This window comes from Methylomonas sp. LW13 (assembly GCF_016865255.1).
GTDB lineage: Bacteria > Pseudomonadota > Gammaproteobacteria > Methylococcales > Methylomonadaceae > Methylomonas.
On record NZ_CP033381.1, the window covers coordinates 3833345 to 3850010 of the forward strand.

Genomic DNA, 16666 nt, shown 5'->3' on the forward strand with positions numbered 1-16666 from the left:
ATTCATGGCATTTCCCAATTACCGCTGGCTAGACGTTGCGGCAATACTCGGCTTGGCGGGGCTGTATTGCCTATTAGCCAAAATTGTACTGTCTTATTTCTCAGAGACCGGTAACATCACATTGGTGTGGTTTTCCGGCGGATTGGGATTGGCCGCCTTATTGCTGAAAGGCCTTCGCTATTGGCCGGGCATATTTCTGGGCGCGTTCGCCGCCGGCTTCATGGTAGACGACTCGCTCCCACTGTCTTTTGCCATTGCAACGGGCAACACACTGGAATCGGTGACAGCCGCCTACCTACTAAAACACCAACAGCGTTTTTCTTTAGACTTAACCGAGCCAGGCCACTTTATCTGGCTAACCCTAACCGGCGCCGCTTGCTCGTTGATCAGTGCAGGCATTGGCCCTTTGGCTTTACATCAGGCCGGCTTCATACCGCTAGCGGCTATGCCGCAAGCGATTTTACATTGGTGGATGGCGGATGCTTTCGGTATTGTCACGACTACGCCGATATTATTGGTTTGGCGAAATTGGCCAAAGCAATGGTTTGCTGAAAAGCGCGGCCTGGAAGCGTTGCTGCTGATCATTGTTGCCCTGTTCGCCGGCCAAGTAGTATTCCTCGAAGCTTTCCAGCCTGTCTTTGGCAAAATCGCCCGCGGTTACTGGATGTTTCTGTTTGCCATTTGGGCCGCCCTCCGTTTCAATCGTCATGGCGTGACCCTGATTTCCGGCTTGATTACCATCCAAGCGCTATTCGGTGCCGCACATCATCTAGGCTTTTTCGGCGACGATTTTGAGAAAAGCGAATTGCTGAATCTTTGGTTTTATATATTGGTACTGTCCTGGACCGGCACCACTTTGGCACTTACTCTGCACAAGCAGCAGCTGATTACCTCAGGACTGAGCGATAGCGAAAAACGTTTGAAGGCTATCATCGACTACTCGCCAGTACCCCAGGCCATTTACAACGCCGAAGGCAAGTTCACATTGCTAAATCCGGCTTTCAGCAAAGCTTTCGGTTACACCTTGGAAGACATTGAAACGCTTGACGAATGGTGGCCCAAAGCCTATCCCGACCCAGCCTACCGCCAGAACATTATGGAAACCTGGCTGGAGTTGACTGATAAATCCCGTCGAGTGCAAAGTTTCGAAACCCTCCAAGCGGAAATTCATTGCAAACACGGCGAACGGTGCACGGTGCTCGCCGGTTCGGTATCCCTGGGCGAATCGTATGTCGGAGACAATCTGGCCATTTTGTTCGATATTACCGAGCAACTAAAATCCGAAAAAGCGCTGACCGAATCCCATTTACTGTTGCAGACCATCCTGGAAACCTTACCAATCCGTGTATTCTGGAAAGACCTGAATTCTCGCTATTTGGGCTGTAACGCGCTATTTGCGGGGGATGCCGGACAATCCAGTTCCAGCGATTTAATCGGCAAGGACGACAGTCAACTGAATTGGCGAGATCAAGCCGCAAGTTACCAAGCAGATGATCGCCAGGTGATAACATCGGGGGTAGGCAAACTGGCGTATGAAGAACCCCAAACCACACCTGCCGGCAATACCATTTGGCTACGCACCTCGAAAATACCTTTGCGCAATTCCGATCATGCAATGATCGGCATTTTGGGGATCTACGAAGACATTACCGAAAACAAAGTTCGCGAAGACGCTTTAGCCCAATCGGTTTCCTTGCTAAAGGCTACGCTGGAAGCCACGGCCGACGGCATTTTGGTGGTCAGCCTGCAAGGTCAGATCGTTACTTACAATCAGCGTTTTTTTGAACTGTGGCAGCTGCCCAGCACGGCTGTTGGAGAAGATAAAGACGATATAAAACTTTTGCATTTAGCCGTTAAGCAGCTAAAAAATCCCGATGCGTTTTTCGACAAAGTTCAGGCTCTTTACAATCACCCCGCGGCAGAAAGCTACGATCTGATCGAGTTTACCGATGGCCGGATTTTTGAACGCTATTCCAAGCCACAAAGTATCGCCGACAAAATTGTCGGCCGCGTCTGGAGTTTTCGCGACATCAGTAATCAACATCGTACGGAACAAGCGCTGCAAAAGAAAGAATACTATCAACGCGCATTGCTGGATAACATTCCGCATGCGATTTGGCTAAAAGATACCGATAGCCGCCTGCTGGCCGTCAACCAGGAGTTCGCCAACGTATTTTCCGCCGTCAACCCGGAGGCGCTGGCGGGCAAAAACGATTTCGACATTGCCCCGCCGCAACTGGCCGAAAGCTACGTCGCCGATGACCGGCGCGTGATGGCTTTGCGAGACAAATTGATTGTCGAAGAGGAAATTGTCGATCGCGGCGTGCGCAAATGGTTCGAGACCTATAAAGCGCCTGTAATGGATGAGCAAGGTCAGTTACTGGGTACGGTTGGTTTTGCCCGCGACATCAGCGAGTTGCGCAAAACCGAAGAGAACCTGCGGCTGGCGGCCCTGGTTTATCACAACAGCAGTGAAGCGATGATAGTGGTGGATAGCGATAACACCATCCTCAGCGTCAACCCCGCATTTACCAAGATGACTGGGTATACGGAGGCTGAAGTTGTCGGTAAAAATCCCCATATTCTCAGTTCCGGCGAACATGATACGGGGTTTTACCGAGAATTATGGACCACGCTGCAAACGACCGGTGCGTGGCGCGGAGAAATAAAAAATCGCTGTAAGGATGGTCACTTGTTTGTCGAAGAGCTAGCCATCAACACCATTTATGATGCGGAAGGCAAGCCGCTACGCCGGGTCGCCCTGTTTTCCGACATCACTCAGCGTAAACAGTCCGAGGAACAAATTTGGCGACAAGCCAACTTCGACCCGCTCACCGGTCTGCCTAATCGGCGGATGTTCCGCGACCGCCTGGAACTGGAAATCAAAAAAGCCCACCGCATGGGCCAATTGTTTGCACTGTTGTTTATCGACCTGGACCGCTTCAAGGAAATCAACGATACGCTGGGCCACGATATGGGCGACAACTTACTGAAGGAAACCGCGCGGCGTTTACAGACCTGCGTGCGGGAGTCCGATACCGTGGCGCGCTTGGGGGGCGACGAATTCACAATTATCTTGAGCGAGTTGGACTGTATCGAAGTGTCCGAACCGATAGCTAAAAACCTGCTGCAAAAACTCAGTGCACCGTTTAGCTTGGACGGCGAACTGGCTTATGTCTCTGCGAGTATCGGCATCACGTTTTATCCAAACGACAGCACCGACTTAAGCCAATTACAAAAGAATGCCGATCAGGCCATGTACGCTGCTAAAAACCAGGGCCGTAACAACTACCATTTCTTTACCCAAGCCTTACAGGACGCGCTGGAAGCCCGCGCCGCAATGCTCGGCGACTTACGTACCGCGCTGGCCAATACGCAATTTTTGCTGTGCTATCAACCCATCGTCGACTTGCTGAGCGGCGAAGTGCATAAAGCGGAAGCCTTGCTGCGCTGGCATCACCCAAAACGTGGCTTGATTAACCCGGCAGAATTTATACCGCTAGCGGAAGAAACCGGTCTAATCAGAGAAATTGGCGATTGGGTATTCGAAACCGCGGCACGGCAAGTACAAACCTGGCGTACCACTATCAATCCCGAATTTCAAATCAGCGTCAACAAATCGCCGGTACAATTTCAAAGCCCCGAGCATGCCCCTCAAGACTGGTTCAACTATTTGAATCGACTGGGATTGTCTGGCCAAAGTATTGTGGTGGAAATCACCGAAGGCTTGCTGTTGGACGCCAATCTGTCTGTACACAATCATTTGATGGCGTTCCGCGACGCCGGCATGCAAGTCGCTATAGATGACTTCGGCACCGGGTATTCCGCATTGTCTTATCTGAAAAAATTCGACATTGATTATTTGAAAATAGACCAGTCGTTCGTGCGCAATTTAACGGAGGATTCGAACGACTTCGTACTTTGCGAAGCCATCATCGTGATGGCGCATAAATTGGGCTTGAAAGTCATCGCGGAAGGGGTGGAAACCGAGCAGCAACGCGATTTGCTGACCGCTATCGGCTGCGATTACGGTCAGGGTTATCTGTTTGCCAAACCGCTGCCGGCGGCAACATTTGAACAACAATTCGGTAAATCAGCATAGCGGACTCTCCCGCGCCCCGCCGCCGATGCAGTTATCTTTGTTATCGCACTCGCTGCCGCACAGGCGGGAGCCCAGTCAATAAAAACGCCGCTATTCGATAGACCGGCTTATACGGAAAAGCCAGACACCGATACATTGGGGGATTAATAATTCAGCATTATGGCTATTGCAGGCCGCCGCATGCTAAACCGCACTAATCACCACACCATCCGGCTTCAAGCTCAAGGTTAAGTCACCGCGCAATAAGCCCTGCAACTCCCGGCCGGCCATGTTGTAACGCCAGCCGTGCAACAACAAGCAATCCTCATCGCCGGACAGTAATTGCTCCAAATCCTTGCGGGTAGCCAAGATGATGGGATTCAGCGAGTTTTCCTCAGCACGGATTCTGACCACCGCGCTGAGTACATCCAGTATCGCTTCGTGCTGTTGGGTTTTCTTGCCAGCTTGATCCTTTTCGGCCAAGGGTTTGGGCGGACGTTGTTTGGCACTGTCGATCAATTCGCAAATCGTTTTGCCGTAACGATTGACGGTACGGTCGTTGATGTTGCGGATCTTGGCTAGATCGGCCAATGTCACGGGTTGTAATTTGCCCAGTTCCAGCAGCAAATCATCCTGCAACAACCAACTGCGCGGTTTGTTTTCTTGCTGGGCGGTACGTTCGCGCCATTCGGTAAGGCTTTGCATGATAGACAATTGCTTACCGGTCAGCTTGTTTTTGCCACGAATCTTCAACCAGGCATTTTCCGGCGAGAGTTGGTACAGCTCCGGATCGTTCAACAGCGCAAAATCACTCTCCAGCCAATTTGCACGCCCTAACTTATCCAATTGCTCGCACATGATTTTGTAAATCTTGCACAGGTAAATCACATCGTCGGCGGCATACTGAATTTGGTCCTGGCTCAAGGGCCGCTCCGACCAGTCGGTACGAGTATGCGCCTTGCTGAGATTGACGTTTAAAAAGCTGGATACCAGCATCGCATAACCCGGATTTTCCTGAAAACCCAGCAGCGGCGCGGCAATCTGCGTATCGAAAATCGGGCCCGGAATTTTGCCGGTAATCTGGTAAAAAATTTCCAGATCCTGCCGGCAGGAATGCAACACTTTGACAATATTGGGATTGTAAATCGCCTCTAACAGCGGCGTTAAATTGGCAATCGCTAACGGATCGACACAAGCCACCCAGCCCGGCGCGGCTATTTGCAGTAAACAAAACTTGGGGTAATAGGTTTTCTCGCGAAGAAATTCGGTATCCAGGGCGATCCAGGGCTCCTGGCTGATCAGTTGGCAAAGGCTATCGAGTTGATCCGGGCGGTTGATATATTGAATAGTCATAGTCGCTATGGCAATTAACAGGGCTTGCCGAAAAACGGCGTGACTGCGTATTTTACCCCGTCGGGGCGTGATTGACTGAAATATTCCGGCATTGGCCGACCCGATGCAAATCAGGAATTTTTCCTTTTTATTGCCGACAATGGAACCCCCGGCCCTGCTTGTTTACCATGCCGCTTTTGTTTTGTATTCTCAGGTAAATTTATGAAAAAAGTTGCGCTCAGCATGCTGCCATTATTCAGCATGCTGCCTTTAGCCGAAGCCATAGCCGCGGAAGTTGCGACCAATCTGGAAGAAGTGGAAGTTGTGGCGGTAACGCCTTTACAATTCGGCGGCGTCGATATCAATAAAATTCCGGCGAATGTGCAAACAGTGTCAGCCGAGAAATTGCAGGAAGCCCAAGCCCTGTCTCTGGCGGACTACATGAACCGCTATCTCGGCAGCGTCAACATCAACGATGCGCAAAACAACCCCTTGCAACCTGATGTGCAATACCGTGGCTTCAGCGCCTCACCGCTGATGGGCTTACCGCAAGGCTTGGCAACGTACGTCAACGGTATTCGTTTCAATGAACCGTTCGGCGATATGATCAACTGGGACTTAATTCCCAATGGCGCCATCGATAATATGAGCCTGCAACCGGCATCGAACCCGGCGTTTGGTTTGAATGCGCTGGGCGGCTCGATCAACATCAACACCAAGACCGGTTTCTCGGCACCCGGCCACAGTTTCGAAGCCCAAGGCGGCTCCTGGGACCGCCATTCCGAAGAACTCACCAGCGGTTGGAACAACGGCACCTGGGGCTATTTCCTGGATGCCAAATATTTCAACGAAAAAGGCTGGCGCGCCCACTCCCCGAGCGAAGCCAAACAAGGCTTCGGCACCCTGAGTTGGCGCGGCGTCAAATCCGGCCTGGACTTAAGCATCGCCGGCAGCGACAACACCTTGCGCGGCAACGGCGCCCTTCCTCAGGAAATGCTGGCATTCGGCCGCGATCAGGTATTTACGCATCCCGACATTACCCGCAACCGGATGATGCTGGTGTCGCTAGCCGGCGATACCTGGCTGAACGACCACAATCAATTATCCGGTACGATGTACTACCGCCGGAACAAGATCGGCACCTATAACGGCGATGGTAGCGAGTTTGGCGAATGTATTGATGAAGGCGCTGGCGAGGACAACTTTTTGTGCGCCGAATCCGGTGGCGAGTTGGACGATGAGGGCTTGTTCGATCTAGGCGGCAGTAATATAGCTGCCTCACCAGCGGTCGAGGGCGGCACCATCAACACTTCCAGCACGCTACAGCAATCGTTCGGCTTTGCCTTGCAAAATGCTTTCGACCAGAAAATATTCGGCCGTAACAACCATCTGGTAGGCGGGGCCAGTTTCGACCACGGCAACGCCCGCTATCAAGCCGACACCCAGCTGGGTTCGTTAACCGCTGATCGCGGGGTGTCAGGGGGCGGGGTATTGCTGCAAGACGCCCATGTCCGCCTGACTACGGAGACCGATCATTACGGCGTATTTTTAACCGACACCTATTCCTTGACCGACAAACTGGATCTGACCGTCTCCGGCCGTTACAACCAATCCCATATTAAACTGCGCGACCATGTCGGCGACGACCTGAACGGCTCGCACTCATTCGATCGCTTCAATCCGGCGGCGGGTCTGACCTACGCCTTCATGCCGGAATTGACCTTTTTCGGTAACTACAGCGAATCGTCGCGGGTGCCGACACCGATGGAGTTAAGCTGCGCCAACCCGGACGACCCTTGCCGTTTGCCGAATGCTTTCGTATCCGATCCGCCTCTCAAGCAAGTAGTCGCCAATACCTTCGAAACCGGGGTGCGCGGACGGTTGAAAAACTTGCTGCCGGGCTACATGGACTGGAATTTGGCTTTATTCCGCACCATCAACAATAACGACATCATCTTCAAGAGCACCGGCGGTGTCGGCAGCAATGTCGGTTATTTCGACAATGTCGGCTCTACCTTACGCCAAGGTGTAGAGGTGGGATTGGCGGGTAATTTTTACGAGCGCTGGCGCTGGTCTAGCCATTACACCTATATCGATGCCAGCTTCGAAACGCCGTTTCTGGGCAGCAGCCCCAACAATCCGCTGGCGGATGGCGACGGCAATATTCAGGTACAGGCCGGCGACAAGCTACCCGGCATCCCAGCCCATCAGTTCAAGTTCAGCACCGACTTCGACATCGTCTCCGCCTGGACTCTGGGAATGGATATGAATTACAACAGCTCGCAATATCTGCGCGGCGACGAAGCCAATTTGACGGCCAAGCTGCCGGGATTCGTCGTATTTAATTTGCGTAGCGAATACCGCTTCAACAAAAACGTCGCGCTGTTCGGTAAAGTGAGCAACTTGTTCGACCGCCAATATGCCAATTTCGGCACCTGGGGCAATACCGGCGATGTCCTCGATGGCGTGGGATTGCCTGGTGATCAACAAAGCCGCTTCGTTGGGGTCGGCGCGCCGCGCGCCGCTTGGATAGGCATTCGCCTGACGATGTAGTCCAAGCCTGGGCGCAGGAAAACGGCTGAAATTAGCCGTTTTCCTCGTCCAGCTGATTGTTGTTACGGGTTTGTCTGAATTTATTCGGCTTGATGCGTTTGATATTGAGGCGATGCGGTCCTATGGACGCTTCGGTCAATAACTGAAAAATATCCGCCGGCATGCCGTCCGGTAACTCCACCAACGTATACGTATCGCGAATGTCGATCCTGCCAATGCGCTTTTTATCTACGCCAGACTCTTCGACCAATACCGCCTGAATATCGTCGCGACTGATTTGGTGCTGGCTGCCGACGGCCAGGCGATAACGCACCATTTTGCCGTTTGCATGCGGACCGCGACTGTGAGGTTGCGGTAGAGGAACCAACAATCTCGGCTGCTGAGTATGCGCGGGATACAGGTTGGGTTGGCTTAGGTAAACCAAGGCCGCGGCGCAAGTCAATAAGTCTATATCCAATTCGGCCGCTGTACGCTGAATCAGCTCCCGTTGCTGGGCCAGATCTTCTTCGCTGACTATGCGCTGCAAGCGCCTTTTAAACTTATCTTCCTTACGACTTTCGGCAGAGAAAGCGTTCATAGTGCCTTACAATCTATCCAGATCGATTTCCACAAAAGCCTCGTCACGCAAGCGCCGCAACCATAATTCGGTTTCTTCCTCGATTTTACGCTTACGGATTTCCTCGCGAATCTTGTCTTTTTTGAATTGCTCGCTGTTGTCCTGATTTTCGCGACCCAAGACCTGGATCATGTGCCAACCGAACTGGGTTTGCACCGGCTGGCTAATCTCGTTAATCGCCAACTTGTTCATCGCTTCCTCAAAAGGCGGCACTAATGCGCCCGGACCCACCCAATCCAGCGAACCACCGTTAATCGCCGACCCTTTGTCGTCGGAATGCGCACGCGCCAAATTGGCAAAATCGTCACCGTCATTGATCCGTTCTCTCAGCGCTATCAAACGCTTCTGCGCTTCGGCGTCGTCCACCAATTCATTGGTCTTGATCAGAATGTGCCTGACCTTGGTTTTGGTAACGATATGCTGTCCGGCACCCTCAGTTTCCAGCATTTTAATGATATGAAAACCGCTGGGACTGCGGATCGCTTCAGAGACATCGCCTTGATTCATCGTCGTCACGACTTCCGTAAACAGGGATGGAATCTGGCCGATGCTGCGCCAACCCAGATCGCCGCCCTTCAAGGCGTTATCGTCGTCGGAGACACTAACCGCAACTTGTTTGAAATCCTTGCCGCCGCGTAAATCGGCGATGACTTGATCGGCCTTGTCCTTGGCTTTTTGAATCGCGGTGGCCGAAGCAGCTTCCGACACCGCGATCAGAATATGCCCCAAATGATACTGGGAATTGCTCTGGCCGGCTTTGCTCTGCGTTTCCATGTAATGCAACACTTCCGCATCGGTAACTTTGACCCGCGAACCGATTTCCCGACCGCGCAGCTGATTGATGATGATTTCGTTGCGCAGATTATCTTCGAACGCTTTGTAGTCCATGCCTTGCTTGGCCAACTCGTTACGAAAACTTTCAACCGACAAGCCATTCCGGCTGGCTATATCAGCGACTGAAGCACTAAGCATTTCATCGCTGACCTGTACGCCCGATTTAGCCGCCAGTTGCCGTTGCAACTTGTCGACCACCATGCGTTCCAACACCTGTTTGCGCAGCACATATTCGGGTGGCATCGTTACGTTGTTACTCCGCAATTTACTGACGATAGCCCCGACTTCGTTATTCAGTTCGCGTTCCAGAATCACATCTTCTTCCACCACCGCCACTATCCGGTCCAACACCTGGGCCTGACCCGGAGCCATGAAAGCACACAGGAGCAAACAGAAAATCACTAACCATTTTTTTATCATGCGTTGCTTACTCAAAATAGCTGGCTTTGCGATAGCCTTTCAGGTTGGTTTGCAGGAAGGTATCGACATTGTCACCGAAGCTGGACAGACCTTTCAGTTCCAACTGTACGAAAAACGCCGTTTCCGGTTTGGTGCTAGGATCGATAAAGGCGATGGTATTGGCACCGTTGATAAAGCGCCTGCCCAGAATACGGAAGCGCCAGCAACAGTTTTCCCGCTCCACGCCAATGAAACTTTCCGTGGTTTTATCGAAATTCAAAGAGTATTGCCAACGACCGAAGCCGTACCATTCCCCAAACAAAGGCAAGCGGAACGATACGTCGGTTTGCGAGATGGTTTGTAAACTGTCCAAGGGATTACGGCGGTACCGATAGCCGAGATTCACAATCTGGTTCGGTTGCATATTGTATTTTAACGCCACCTGACCGCGCGCGAAGCCGTTGGCTTCGGGATCCCACTGGGTACCGGTCATATACGACCAATGTTTGCTGAATTGGCCGCTCAGTTCTCCAACGAAATTGGAGCTATTACTGGTCTCAATCGGCTGTCCTGGCATCGTCACGGTTCTGTCCTGGAAATACATAATCTGTCCCAGACTGACTTTTAAAGGCTCCAAACCGGTATTGGAATCGATAAACCGGGAAACGGTGGCCAGCGTGACCTGATTGGCGTCCTGAATCCTGTCCCCACCGGCGAAACGGTTTTCCCGGAACAAGCTGTAAAAATTGGTATCGTACAGAGCGGTATCGAAGACCGGAATATTGCTTTGATCCTTGCGTGGGATGTACAGGTAGAAGGCCTGCGGCTCCAAGGTGTGCAGATACTGCGAACCACCGAAATTAAGGTCTTTTTCGAAATTCATACCGCTGCTAACCGAGAAGATCGGCAAGGTCCGGCTGATAGTACTGGGCTGCCCGGCTAAGGTTTGGTTACTCAATTGATACTGCGTGTATTGGCCGGTGATTTTCGGGATGAAATACCCGGCGCTACTTTCCAATGGCAAGCTGAGTGACGGGGCAATATTAATCCGCTGACCGTTAACCAAATCGGTGTGGTAGAAATGGGTGAACTCGTTATTCATCGCCAGCGTAACCGGCAAACCTTCAAACGCATGCGCCACGTTGAAATTGACGCGAGGCAGCATATCGTAGGGCATCGCGGCATCGGGAATGGTTTTATCCACCGATTGGTAATGATATGCCCCTACCGACAAACCTAGAGCGGTGCCGGCAACAGCCCCGCCGTAACTCAGTAATGCGGTACTGGGCAAATAACTGGTATTTTGGAAACCCAAGGCATTGTTCAAGTCGTTGAAATAGGTTTTGTCGGACACATAATTCAAATCCAACAAGGAATTTAAACCCGGTAACAAGGTAGATTGATCCTTCCAGCTTGCCGAGTAACGGGCCTTGTTGACCAATTGATCGTTGGGCATATATTCCGCAGAAAACGTACCTCTGGATATATCGGTCAGATAGCGGAATTTATTGCGTAACTGCTCACCACGCTTACTCATGTAACGCGGCGTGACAATATCGTCGAAGTTGGGGGCGATATTCCAATAAAACGGCACGGAAACGTCAAAACCGTTCCGCTGCGTACTACCCCAAGTTGGCGCCAACAGGCCCGACAGGCGGCGATTGTCGGTAGGGAAGGAAATATAAGGCGTGTACAACACCGGTACGCCTTTAAATTCCAGCCAAGCGTTTTTCGCTGAGCCTTGTCCGCTGTCCCGGTTAATTTTCATCCGCGAAGCATGCACAATCCAGTCCTGATTACCCGGCGCACAACTGGTAAACGCGGCATCGTTATAACGCGACAAGCCTTTACTCTCGCGATAAACCACCCCGGCGTTGCCGCGAAACGGCGCCTCCGCGACGATAAATTGCGCCTTGCGCAAGCGTGCTTCGTCTTTACCCAGGCTCAACGAGGCGGTCTCGCTGGAAAAAGCCAGCTGGTCTTCGCTGTATAACACGCTACCTTGTGCGTCCAAGGTTTCGGCAACCGTATCGTAACTGGCCTTGTCGGCAACCAAATGCTGATCCGCGCGCACCATATCCACATTACCGGCAAAATTAAGCACTTCGCCGTCGAACACTTCCGAAAAATCGGCGTTAATATCGGTAGTTGCTGCATCGCGGACTTCGGCGGAGGTGGCTCTGATTTTGCGTTTTTTAGCACCCCACACTTCGCAGCTTTGCCAAGGATCTTTATCAAACTCGGCCCGTAAGGTTTGAAAATCCCGCTCTTGTTTGCGATCAAAGGTCGGCGTAAGCCAAGACGAACCGGACTCTTCACTGCTGCCGCCTTCGGCTACGACATGGGCCTCGCCTTTCGGATCGGCACCCACCAGATTACAGTTCCAACCACTCTTATCATCACCGGTTTTGCAAGTCCAACCGGGCACTTTGCCGGTATTGGCATTGGCTGTCTCGGTTTTGGGCTCGACTTTTTCCAGCACCGGTTTTTGATTTTCAGTCACTTTAACCCGTAACTTTTGCGGCTCGGCAATAGCTTTTTCCACCGCCTTTTCGACCACCTTAACTTTTTCCGGCTCGGGTTCCGGTTTGACCGCTTGTTGAACGGGCGCGGGCACGACAGGAACAGGCGGCTGCGCGACTGTTTCCGGCTGGGCAGGCTTGGTTTGGGCGGGCGGGGTGGGTTTAATCACTTGCGGCTGAGCAGTTGGCTCGTTGCCAGCAGGTGTTTGATTTAGACAAGTCCATTCGCCATTTTTGGTTTGCTCACAATTCCACGCCGCATTATTGGCAGCAGAGGCGACGCCCGTAAAAAACAATAATGCTGAAGAAATTGTATAAAACCGATAATTCATGTCTTGGCGAATGCGGCTAAATTGACTTAGCGGAATGGAAATCGAATAAAATGCTTGTCATCATTTTACCTTAGGTTGACCCGCAATTAATAAAAATGTACGTTTCCAGCTCAGACCGCCGCTTGGCGGAGCTTGTCGATTGGCTCAATAACGACGTCGCTCTTGATATACAACAAATCACCCCGGCTTCCAGCGACGCTAGCTTTAGGCGATATTTCCGAGTTGAGCACCGGGACGGCTGCCACATTGCCATGGATGCACCACCGGACAAGGAAAATACCGAACCGTTCGTACGCATCGCCGGATTGCTGAAACCGAGCGATATTCATATCCCGAATATCTATCAACAGAATAGCCGACAAGGTTTTCTGTTGCTGGAAGACTTAGGCTCCACAAGCTTTCTTGACCGCTTACAAACCGGCGATGCAGAACTGTTGTATCGACAAGCCATGGACAGCTTGTTCAAACTACAAACCGGCGTAAATCCGCTCGATTGCGGCTTGCCGGTTTACGACAGCGCTCTGCTACTGCGGGAACTCGGTATTTTTTACGAATGGTTTTTGGAAAAACTATTGGGCATTACGATTCCCCATACGCTCGCGACATCTCTCAACGCTATCTTGATCGATTCGGCGCTTGAACAGCCGCAAGTCTGCGTGCACCGCGACTTCCACTCGCGCAACCTGATGGTGCTGGAACACAACTCACCGGGCGTTATCGACTTCCAAGACGCCGTCGTCGGCCCTATCAGCTACGATTTGGTGTCGCTGCTGCGCGACTGTTACATCGCTTGGCCCGAACAGCAAGTCATCAGCTGGGCCCAGCAATATCATCAACGCCTGTTGTCAGCCGGACTGCTGAAAGCCGATTTCAATCAATTCAAACGCTGGTTCGATCTGATGGGCATGCAGCGTCACCTGAAAGCCGTCGGCATTTTCGCCAGACTGCATCTGCGCGATGGAAAATCCGACTATTTGGCCGACATTCCGCGCACCCTGGCTTATATTTCTAGGGTTTGCGAGCTCTATCCCGAGTTAACCGAGATGCAGCAGTTTCTGCAAGAACAGGTGCTGCCGCGTGTCGAGGCATCTGCATGAAGGCAATGATTTTAGCGGCCGGGCGCGGCGAAAGAATGCGGCCCTTGACCGACCATACCCCCAAACCCTTATTGAAAGCCGCCGGTAAGGCGCTGATTGAATACACCCTGGAAAACCTGGCACACGCCGGCTTTACCGAAATCGTCATCAACATCGCCCATCTAGGCGCGCAGATTAAAGACTATTGTGGAGATGGTAAGCGCTGGAATGTTTCGATTGATTATTCAGATGAAGGCGAAACCGCGCTGGAAACCGCCGGCGGCATTGCCAAGGCCCTGCCTTTGCTGGGCAATGAGCCGTTCCTGGTGCTTAACGCCGATATTGTTTGCGCTTATCCCTTGGCCAACTTGCGAACCCAAGCCATCGATCTGGCTCATCTGGTGATGATCAATAATCCGCCGCATCACCCGGAAGGTGACTTTTCGCTGAATGCCGACGGTGTATTGTCGGAACAAGGCTTGAACAAACTCACCTTCAGCGGTATCGGCGTTTATCACCCCAAGCTGTTTGCCAACATCCCGGTCGCGCCGTTAAAACTGAGACCGGTGTTAAACCAAGCCATGCAGCAACAGCGGATTAGCGGCGAGAAGTTTTCCGGCCTGTGGATGGACATAGGCACACCGGAACGCTTGGCTGAACTGAGTGAGCATCACGCCCGCCTCAGGGGTCTACATGCCGAGGATGGCATGCATTAGAATGGTTTGACGACGGCCAGCAAGACTATGGCGACTAAGAACAATACCGGAATCTCGTTGATCCAGCGGAAATACACATGCGAATGCCGGTTGCGATCATGCTTGAAATCCAGCAGCCACTTGCCACAAAACACATGGTAAACCACCAGCAAACCCAACAAACCCAACTTTAGATGTAGCCAACCGCTGCCGGAATATAGCATCCAGGCGTAATCACCCAACATCCACACGCCAAAGATAAAGGTACAAATCATGCCCGGCGTCATGATGCCATAGTACAGTTTGCGTTCCATGACTTTGAAGCGCTCGTTGCTGATACTGTCGTCGCTCATTGCGTGATAAACAAATAACCTGGGCAAATAAAACAAGCCGGCAAACCAGGTCACCATAAAAATCAAATGTAAGGCTTTTAACCAGAGCATGAGGTTCCCGAGACTGACTAACGTAAAATTTCGGTGGTCACCGGCGCGGGCATGCCCGGTAACGCGGTGGGAGGCGCGACAATCAGCACCCGATTACTGTTTTGTTGCGCTTGTCTTTCCAAGGCTGCCGCCTGGCGTTGTTCCGCTTCAACTTGCTGCTGCTGCGCAATCGCACTTTGCTTTAGGGCATTTGTCGATTCGGTTTGGTTTTTCAGTATCGCATCGCGTCTTTCAGCTTCCAGTTTGGCGGCTTTGGCAGCTTCCTGTTCGTTTTGCAGGGCTTCCAGCTTGGCTTTGGCCGCTGCCTCTTGTGCTTCATTGGCTTGAATATCCAACTGCACGGTCTTATCGCTGGTTTGGCAAGGTTTGGCCTGATAAATGGTTTTGCCGTCCTTGCCGATACATTTAAATACCTCCGCGCTTGCCGAGTGATAACTCAGAACCATCGCCAGCAAAATTACCACCCTCATCGCACACCTCGTCAAAACGCCATTTGCTCGGGCCATAGTTTAGGGTAAAAATTCAGTCTGTTTTCAATAGTTAGGAAAAATCCTTGCGCCAAAATAGCTTATGTCGTTTTCCGGCTAGTCAAATCGATTAGGTCCCCAGATCTTGCTCGGTCATCTCCGCCAACGCATCGCGATGTTCGCGGCGAATTAATATTAGGTTCCTGGCATACACAAAAGTACCGGGCAATTGACCCAGGATAATCACGGGATCCACTCGGTGAATACCGTAAGCCAATACGATGACCCCGCCCGACAAACTGAAATACCAAAAACTTACCGGAATCATGCTCTTCTGATGCCGCTCGCTGTGTATCCATTGCACGATAAAACGCATCATAAACAAGGTCTGGCCCACCAAACCGATGCTGAGCCAAATGATGTCATTCGAATCCATGATAGATAAATGGTGCTGCCATTTATCCGCCAAATGCGTAAAAAAATAAACGATTCCATTTTCCATGTTAACGACTCCTAAAATACGGCGGAACAAACGGGTTGAACCAGCAACTAGCCACGCTGAATCTCGCTGACAATCGGCAGGCTATGGCGTTTTTTCAACCAAACCACGCCTAGCAAATCGACGATACCAACCAGCGCCCGGTCCAAGGTTCCGTACTTCGACGTGCCAAAATTTCTCGGCCTATGATTCACTTTTACGGAAATGACATTTCCGCCCGCCATCCGGATTAACGCCGGCAAGAAACGGTGAATATGATCAAAATACGGCAAAGCCAAAAACTTATCGCGCAGGAATAACTTCAAGCCGCAACCGGTATCCGGCGTGGCGTCATGCAAAATTGACTGCCGCACCGCATTGGCAAATTTGGAGGAAAACTTGCGCCATCCGGTATCGTTGCGCTTATGCCGAAAGCCGGCCAGCATCCACAATTGGCTGTCGTTTTGCTCGCGCCAGGCCGCGACCAGATGGGGTATATCGGCCGGATCGTTCTGGCCGTCGCCGTCCAAGGTGGCAATCCATGGGTAGCGCGCTGCCGAAACGCCGGTATGCACGGCACGGCTTTGTCCGCAACTGCGTTGATGTGTCAGCACGCGCAGAGTCGGATATTGCTGCATTGCACCTTGCAGTTTTAGGCCGGTGTCATCGGTACTACCGTCGTCCACAAAAATCATTTCATAGGTTTCCCCATCGCCCAGCGCACGATGGATTTCCTCGATCAGCAATTCGACATTGTCCGTTTCATTGTGAACGGGGACTACTACAGAAATCTTCATATCTTGGTACAAGTTGAAAAAGTTGTGAATTGTATCAAACG

General features: G+C 51.8%; 12 protein-coding genes. 4 read left to right on the forward strand and 8 right to left on the reverse strand.

The features are described from left to right. The first annotated feature begins 4 nt into the window (after nt 1–4). Nucleotides 5–4102 (forward strand): EAL domain-containing protein, encoded by a 4098-nt coding sequence (locus tag JL719_RS17260; RefSeq protein ID WP_033155508.1) that lies wholly within the window; start codon nt 5–7, stop codon nt 4100–4102. Nucleotides 4103–4285: 183 nt separating this feature from the next. Here the strand turns inward: JL719_RS17260 and rnd are convergent, their stop codons facing one another. Next, on the reverse strand, nt 4286–5434 hold the full coding sequence (rnd, locus tag JL719_RS17265) for a ribonuclease D (RefSeq protein WP_033155509.1): 1149 nt from the start codon (nt 5432–5434) through the stop codon (nt 4286–4288). Between the two features lie 201 nt (nt 5435–5635). Here rnd and JL719_RS17270 point away from each other — a divergent pair, with 201 nt between their 5' ends. Continuing rightward, entirely contained in the window at nt 5636–7966 is a 2331-nt protein-coding gene (locus JL719_RS17270; protein WP_033155510.1) for a TonB-dependent receptor, read from the forward strand. 31 nt (nt 7967–7997) lie between these two features. Here JL719_RS17270 and JL719_RS17275 read toward each other — a convergent pair whose 3' ends face one another. The 3 genes from JL719_RS17275 to lptD are packed head-to-tail and all read right to left on the reverse strand — an operon-like array spanning nt 7998 to nt 12507. Beyond that, on the reverse strand, nt 7998–8543 hold the full coding sequence (locus tag JL719_RS17275) for a DbpA RNA binding domain-containing protein (protein ID WP_033155511.1): 546 nt from the start codon (nt 8541–8543) through the stop codon (nt 7998–8000). Nucleotides 8544–8549: 6 nt separating this feature from the next. Beyond that, the gene (locus JL719_RS17280; protein ID WP_033155512.1) at nt 8550–9836 is read right to left on the reverse strand and encodes a peptidylprolyl isomerase; all 1287 of its coding nucleotides are present in this window, start codon (nt 9834–9836) and stop codon (nt 8550–8552) included. A gap of 7 nt (nt 9837–9843) precedes the next feature. After that, nucleotides 9844–12507 carry an LPS-assembly protein LptD gene (gene lptD, locus JL719_RS17285; protein WP_225892883.1) on the reverse strand — a complete coding sequence of 888 codons (2664 nt, stop codon included), beginning with the start codon at nt 12505–12507 and terminating at the stop codon, nt 9844–9846. Between the two features lie 257 nt (nt 12508–12764). On the opposite strand from lptD, the gene JL719_RS17290 reads away from it, so the two are divergent. Both JL719_RS17290 and murU read left to right on the forward strand, forming a co-directional pair. Then, a complete protein-coding gene (locus tag JL719_RS17290; RefSeq protein ID WP_033155514.1) occupies nt 12765–13766 on the forward strand; it encodes an aminoglycoside phosphotransferase family protein in 1002 nt (333 codons plus the stop codon). Further along, on the forward strand, nt 13763–14461 hold the full coding sequence (gene murU / locus JL719_RS17295) for an N-acetylmuramate alpha-1-phosphate uridylyltransferase MurU (protein WP_033155515.1): 699 nt from the start codon (nt 13763–13765) through the stop codon (nt 14459–14461). The genes JL719_RS17290 and murU overlap by 4 nt, the downstream gene beginning before the upstream one ends. Here the strand turns inward: murU and hemJ are convergent. The 4 genes from hemJ to JL719_RS17315 form a co-directional block, all read right to left on the reverse strand. Beyond that, a complete protein-coding gene (hemJ, locus tag JL719_RS17300) occupies nt 14458–14883 on the reverse strand; it encodes a protoporphyrinogen oxidase HemJ (protein WP_033155516.1) in 426 nt (141 codons plus the stop codon). The two genes, murU and hemJ, sit on opposite strands and share 4 nt — an antisense overlap. Before the next feature lie 17 nt (nt 14884–14900). After that, nucleotides 14901–15353: a DUF4124 domain-containing protein gene (locus JL719_RS17305; RefSeq protein ID WP_033155517.1), complete on the reverse strand. Its 453-nt coding sequence runs from the start codon at nt 15351–15353 to the stop codon at nt 14901–14903. 127 nt (nt 15354–15480) lie between these two features. Further along, complete coding sequence (locus tag JL719_RS17310; protein WP_033155518.1) at nt 15481–15852, reverse strand: lipid-A-disaccharide synthase N-terminal domain-containing protein; 372 nt, start codon at nt 15850–15852, stop codon at nt 15481–15483. A 47-nt stretch (nt 15853–15899) separates the two neighbouring features. Continuing rightward, nucleotides 15900–16625 (reverse strand): glycosyltransferase family 2 protein, encoded by a 726-nt coding sequence (locus JL719_RS17315; protein WP_033155519.1) that lies wholly within the window; start codon nt 16623–16625, stop codon nt 15900–15902. Nucleotides 16626–16666: the final 41 nt, after the last annotated feature.